Here is a 5,682-nt window from a genome sequence, read left to right as displayed (position 1 = left end):
GGTCAGGCCCTGGCCTGCCGCAACGCGCTCGTTCAGTTGATCTTCCGTCGGCAGGAACTCGATGGCACGGTCCAGCTTGCCACGACCTTCCAGGTCGTTCATCAGACGCTTGTATTCGGCAATTCGCACGTAGGCACGACGGGCTGCCAGGGACAGGGCCTGGGTCTGCTTGTAGTTGTTGCCGAGAACCAGACCGCCGACTTCATCCGTCATGCTGCCGAGCAACTGGTTACGTTGCTTCTCGGTCATGTCGCCAGCCTGCACCACTTCGTTGAGCAGGATCTTGATGTTCACTTCGTGGTCGGAGCAGTCCACGCCACCGGCGTTGTCGATGAAGTCGGTGTTGGAGCCGCCGCCATTGAGACCGAATTCGACACGACCCAGTTGGGTCATACCGAGGTTACCGCCCTCGCCCACGACTTTGCAGCGCAGTTCGTTGCCGTTCACGCGCAGCGCATCGTTGGCCTTGTCGCCGACATCGGCGTGGCTTTCGCTGCTGGCTTTGACGTAGGTACCGATACCGCCGTTCCACAACAGATCCACTGGCGCCTTGAGCAAGGCGTTCAGCAGTTCGGTCGGGGTCAGCTTGTCGGCCTGAATGTCGAAGCGCTCTTTCATCTGCGGGGAAATCGCGATGCTCTTCGCGCTACGGGAGAAGATCCCGCCGCCTTCAGACATGATGCTGGTGTCGTAATCCGACCACGCCGAACGCGGCAGGTCGAACAGACGCTGACGCTCGGCGAAGCTGTTGGCAGGCTCAGGGTTCGGGTCGATGAAGATGTGCAGGTGGTTGAACGCGGCAACCAGTTGCAGCTTGTCGGACATCAGCAAGCCATTACCGAACACGTCACCGGCCATGTCACCAACGCCGACCACTGTGATGCTGTCTTTCTGGACGTTGATGCCGCGCTCGCGGAAGTGACGTTGGACGCCAACCCACGCGCCTTTGGCGGTGATGCCCATTTTCTTGTGGTCATAACCGGCCGAGCCGCCCGACGCGAAGGCGTCACCGAGCCAGAAGCCGTAGTCGATCGCAATACCGTTGGCGATGTCGGAGAAGGTCGCAGTGCCCTTGTCCGCTGCCACTACCAGGTACGGGTCATCGTCGTCATGACGCACGACGTTGGCCGGCGGTACCAGCGCGCCGTCTTTCAGGTTGTCGGTGATGTCCAACAGACCGGAAATGAAGATGCGGTAGCAGGCGATGCCTTCTGCTGCGATCTCATCACGGCTACCGCCCAGTGGCAGGCGACGCGGCAGGAAGCCGCCTTTGGCGCCCACTGGCACGATGACCGAGTTCTTCACTTGCTGGGCTTTTACCAGGCCCAGGACTTCGGTACGGAAATCTTCTTCACGGTCGGACCAGCGCAGACCACCACGAGCCACGTTGCCGAAGCGCAGGTGCACGCCTTCGACGCGCGGCGAGTAAACGAAGATTTCGAACTTCGGTACCGGCTTCGGCAGCTCTGGAATAGCGTGCGGGTTGAACTTGAAGCTGAAGTAGGACTTGTTCTGACCGTTGGCATCGGTCTGGTAGAAGTTGGTCCGCAGGGTTGCCTTGATCAGGTCCAGGTAGCGACGCAGGATGCGGTCTTCGTTCAACACTTGAACGTCGTCCAGAGCACTCAGGATCGCTTGTTCCAGGCGCAGCTGCTTGTCGTCGAGGTCGTCGCTGGTCAGCTTGCGCGCCAGGTAGAAACGGGTCTTGAACAACCGGGTCAACTCGCGAGCGATGTCGGTGTGGTTGTTCAGGGTGCTGGCGATGTAGCCCAGGTCGAAGCCCAGACGAATCTGCTTCAGGTAACGGGCGTAAGCGCGCAGCAGCGCCACGTCGCGCCACGGCAGGCCGGCGGTCAGTACCAGACGGTTGAATGCATCGTTTTCGGCGTCGCCGCGAACGATGTGGACGAAGGCGTCCTGCAGGGTGTCGTTGAGCTGCTGGATATCGAGTTCCAGGCCTTCAGCGGCGGTGAACGCGAAGTCATGAATCCAGAACTCGCGACCGTTGCTGTGACGCAGGCGATACGGGAACTCGCCCAGCACGCGCAGGCCGAGGTTTTCCAGAATTGGCAAGACGTCGGACAGCGCCAGCGGGGTATCGGCGTGGTACAGCTTGCAGTGCAGCTCGCGCTGACCGGACACCTGACCCAGTGGCTGATAGAAGCTCATGACCAGTGGATTCTTTTCGCTCAGGCTCAGCAGGTGCTGCATGTCGACCACGGCCGAATGCGCGGCGAAACGCTCACGGTAGCCGGCCGGGAAGCCTTTCGGGAAGTCGGACAGCACATTGGTGCCCTGGGCTTCGCCGAAGCTTTCGACCACCAGGCTTGCGTAGTCGTCCTGCCAGCTGCGGCAGGCCTGGACCACTTCTTTTTCCAGCAGCAGCGGGTCGATGTCCAGACGGTTCTTCGGGTCGACCCGCAGAATCAGTTGTACACGGGCCAGCACGGACTCGGAGAAGAAGGTCCAGAATTYGCAATCGGTCGCTTTCAGGCGATCCATCAGCACTTGCTGGATCTTCTGACGCACTTCAGTGGAATAGATGTCGCGTGGCACGTAGGCCAGGCAGTAGCAGAAGCGACCATACGGGTCTTTGCGCAGGAACACGCGAATCTTGTTGCGCTCCTGGATCTGCACGATCGACATCACGGTGCTGAACAGTTCGTCGACCGGAGTCTGGAACAGATCGTCACGCGGCAGTACTTCGAGTACCTGGGCCAGTTCCTTGCCCAGGTGCGCCTTGGACTGGAAGCCGGAGCGCTGTTCGATGACATCGACCTTGCGGCGGATGTACGGAATGACCCGCACGCTTTCGCCATACACCGACGAGGTGTACAGGCCCATGAAGCGGCATTCCTTGATGACTTTACCGCTGGCATCGATCTGACGGATCGATACGTAATCCGGGTAAGCCGGACGGTGCACACGGCTTGGGTGCGCAGCCTTGGCGAACGACAGCGGCGTCGGTTCGCGCAGGTAGTTCACGGCGTAGTCTTCGATACGCAGGTCGTCAGCCGTCRGGCCGGCACGCAGCAATCGGGTCAGGCCCAGGAACGAGCTCTGGTCGTACTCGATATGGCCGCCATCCTTGTCGTCGCGAACCACGAACTCTTCGTAACCGAGGAACGTGAAGTGGTTGCCCACCAGCCACTCGAGGAAGCCTTTGATCTCGCTCTTTTCTTCGGCATCGACGGCAAACTTGCTTTTGTCGATGCCTTCGATCAGCTCCTGGACCTTGGCTTTCATCGGTTCGAAATCGGCGACCGCAACGCGGACCTCACCGAGAACCTGCTCCAGCTCCTTGCTCAATACATTGAGCTCGGCGGTATGGGCGCAACGATCGATCTCAAGGTACATCAGCGATTCTTGCAGAATGCCTTCGCCCTGGGTGCCTTTCGGCAGGATTTCCAGCAGTTCGCCCTTGGCGCCGCGACGCACGCTCAGCACCGTGGTTTGCAAGGTATGGATGCTGTAGCCGCGACGGTTCAGCTCGGTGCGCACCGAGTCGACGAGAAATGGCAAGTCATGGTGCAGCACTTCGACCGCTGTGTGGGTCGACTGCCAGCCGTGACGTTCGTAATCGGGGTTGTAAACGCGCACCTGTGGTTGCGCGTGATCAAAGCGCTCAAGCAGGCGCCAGGCAGAAAGGGTGCAGCCGGCGAGGTCGGACAACCGGCGCTGGGTCAGCTCATCGAGGGAAATAATGCCGAAGAATTGTTCAGCGAACAGCGCCACTTGTGGCAGTGACTGTTCACTGATGTGCTGCGCCAGTGCCGCTTGCAGTTGTTGCTGGAAGTCGGCTTTGCTGGCTGCGGTGAAGAACGCCATCTGTGGTACTCCGCTTGGGCTTGTTATTGATGGAAGCGTCGCGTGCAAAACCCCTGTCGGGGCAATCCGTCACCCTGTTCCTGAATCTCGGGCAGAGGTTAACAGGGTGACAGGTGGGTGAAGCTGGACGAGACACTCAGGTCACATTCACCTTCCATAAATGGGCATCTGTAAAAACGACTACCGGGTAGACAAGTAATGTCTTTAGAGGTGCCCATTGGTTGCGCAGCTTATCGGGTGCGACAACCTGCCTGCTTGCGATGCTGCGACATATTCGGTCATAGGCACGTAACTCATCGGCAGCGCATCGAACAACACTAGCAGTTGCGTGAAAAAAAGACGGTTTTGTGCCCGGATTCACGGCACCTGCGTACTAGAAATGACCGATAATCCCTCCGGTGTTCACAACACATTTTCTGACAYACAGCCGAGCAGAAATCCCCTCGGGCTGGCAGAATCGGATTTTGTTGTCTTTATAACGCTCGTTGAGCCAGGAATCACCCCATGCAACTGACCACCGCCCACCTGATCGCCAACCCGTGCGATGACGAAGAAGACAACATGGCCATGCTCTGCTGCCACAGCAATCAGGGCGAGATGTTCTTGATGACTCGCTACCCGGACGAAGATGAACTGGAGATCACCCTTGATGGTGAGCCGTCGACCCTCGATGGCGTGAAAGTCACCCTCAGCCCTACCCGCCTGCTGATCGAAATAGCCGCCGCTGACGCCGATGCGCTGAATGGCGACGATCATCTGGAAATCCACCACAGCACCGCGCCGGCGGATCTGGCTGAAGTGGAAGAAACGTTGCAGAACATTCTCAAGGGCACGGGCACTTATGTGAGCCAGTTGAGCTGACCCGAGCGGGTGGYCTCACGGCCCCCGGGAAGATTGACTATGCTTGCCTCATACACTCCGGTGACGAGGGATTTATGGACGATCCAGTCGACAACAAGCCACCCAGCTTCTGGCAAATGCTGCAGAGCGTGATGGCGGCGGCGTTCGGCGTGCAGAGYGGGAAGAACCGCGCCCGCGATTTCACGCACGGCAAACCCAGTCATTTCGTGATATTAGGCATTCTGTTCACCGCGGTCTTTGCGCTGACGCTGTTCGGTATCGTGAAACTGGTCCTGCATCTGGCCGGGGTTTAGTAGCCGAGCGTCAGTGCATGAGTGTTTGCAGGCTGAACGGGTAGCGATAACCCAGGGGACGATCCTTGGCCGACAGGCTGCGGAAGTTCACGCCGTAGTTCTGCGTGGCTCCCATGGCCAACAATTGCCTGGCCTGCTCCCGATCAATCAACTGCAACAACGGGATCTGCCGATCACGGCCGCCATATCGTTCGACATGGACGCCCTGATCATAGTCATGCAATTGCACCAGCGCCCAGCCGCCCAGACTGAAGTGCCCGCCCACCAATACGCTAAGACGACCATCCAGCAGCGCCTGCAAGGCTGACGGCGAGGTATTCACGGCGCTGAACAGCGCGCCCTTGCCCGGTGTGCCGCCCGCTTCTTCATAGGCCTGCATCGCGCCAAACGCCATTTCATCGTTGGCCGACCAGATCAGCGAGGTCTTCGGATAGCGCTTGAACAGCAACGTCGCCTGCTCATGAACGCGCTGACGGTTCCAGGCGCCGTACACCACTTGCTGCAAATGCACCTCGGGGTGCTCGCGCAACGCCCGCATCATGCCCTGTTCACGCAACTGCGAGGCCGGTGTGATTTTCAAACCGGCAAACGCCAGCAACTCAAGTTTCTGACCGGAGGCAACCGGAGGATGCAGGCGGATCAACTCCTTGAGCATCAGGTAACCRCCCTCCTCATCGTTGGGCACCAGGCTACCGAGCAA

Annotated in this window: 4 protein-coding genes; 2 read left to right on the top strand and 2 right to left on the bottom strand. The window is 59.2% G+C overall.

Translation table 11 applies throughout. The features are described 5' to 3' along the window. The coding region (locus AC1DH9_RS20420; RefSeq protein ID WP_477808674.1) for an NAD-glutamate dehydrogenase at positions 1 to 3,828 on the bottom strand (3,828 nt) is incomplete at its 3' end. A gap of 504 nt (positions 3,829 to 4,332) precedes the next feature. Between AC1DH9_RS20420 and AC1DH9_RS20415 the strand changes: the two genes are divergently transcribed. After that, a complete protein-coding gene (locus AC1DH9_RS20415; RefSeq protein ID WP_216742252.1) occupies positions 4,333 to 4,689 on the top strand; it encodes a hypothetical protein in 357 nt (118 codons plus the stop codon). A 74-nt stretch (positions 4,690 to 4,763) separates the two neighbouring features. Next, on the top strand, positions 4,764 to 4,982 hold the full coding sequence (locus AC1DH9_RS20410) for a DUF2970 domain-containing protein (RefSeq protein ID WP_414907169.1): 219 nt from the start codon (positions 4,764 to 4,766) through the stop codon (positions 4,980 to 4,982). A gap of 10 nt (positions 4,983 to 4,992) precedes the next feature. Here AC1DH9_RS20410 and AC1DH9_RS20405 read toward each other — a convergent pair. Next, on the bottom strand, positions 4,993 to 5,682 hold a 690-nt coding region (locus tag AC1DH9_RS20405), incomplete at its 5' end, for an ABC transporter substrate-binding protein (RefSeq protein WP_477808673.1).

It is taken from the genome of Pseudomonas sp. 05T35 (assembly GCF_056396605.1).
The sequence above is the reverse complement of the archived record's forward strand: the minus strand, read 5'-3'. Positions and strand labels throughout refer to the sequence as shown.

What these genes read in the sequence shown, in the direction of transcription:
- AC1DH9_RS20415 (WP_216742252.1), top strand. Translation starts at nt 4,333, where the DNA reads ATGCAACTGACCACCGCCCACCTGATCGCCAACCCGTGCGATGACGAA.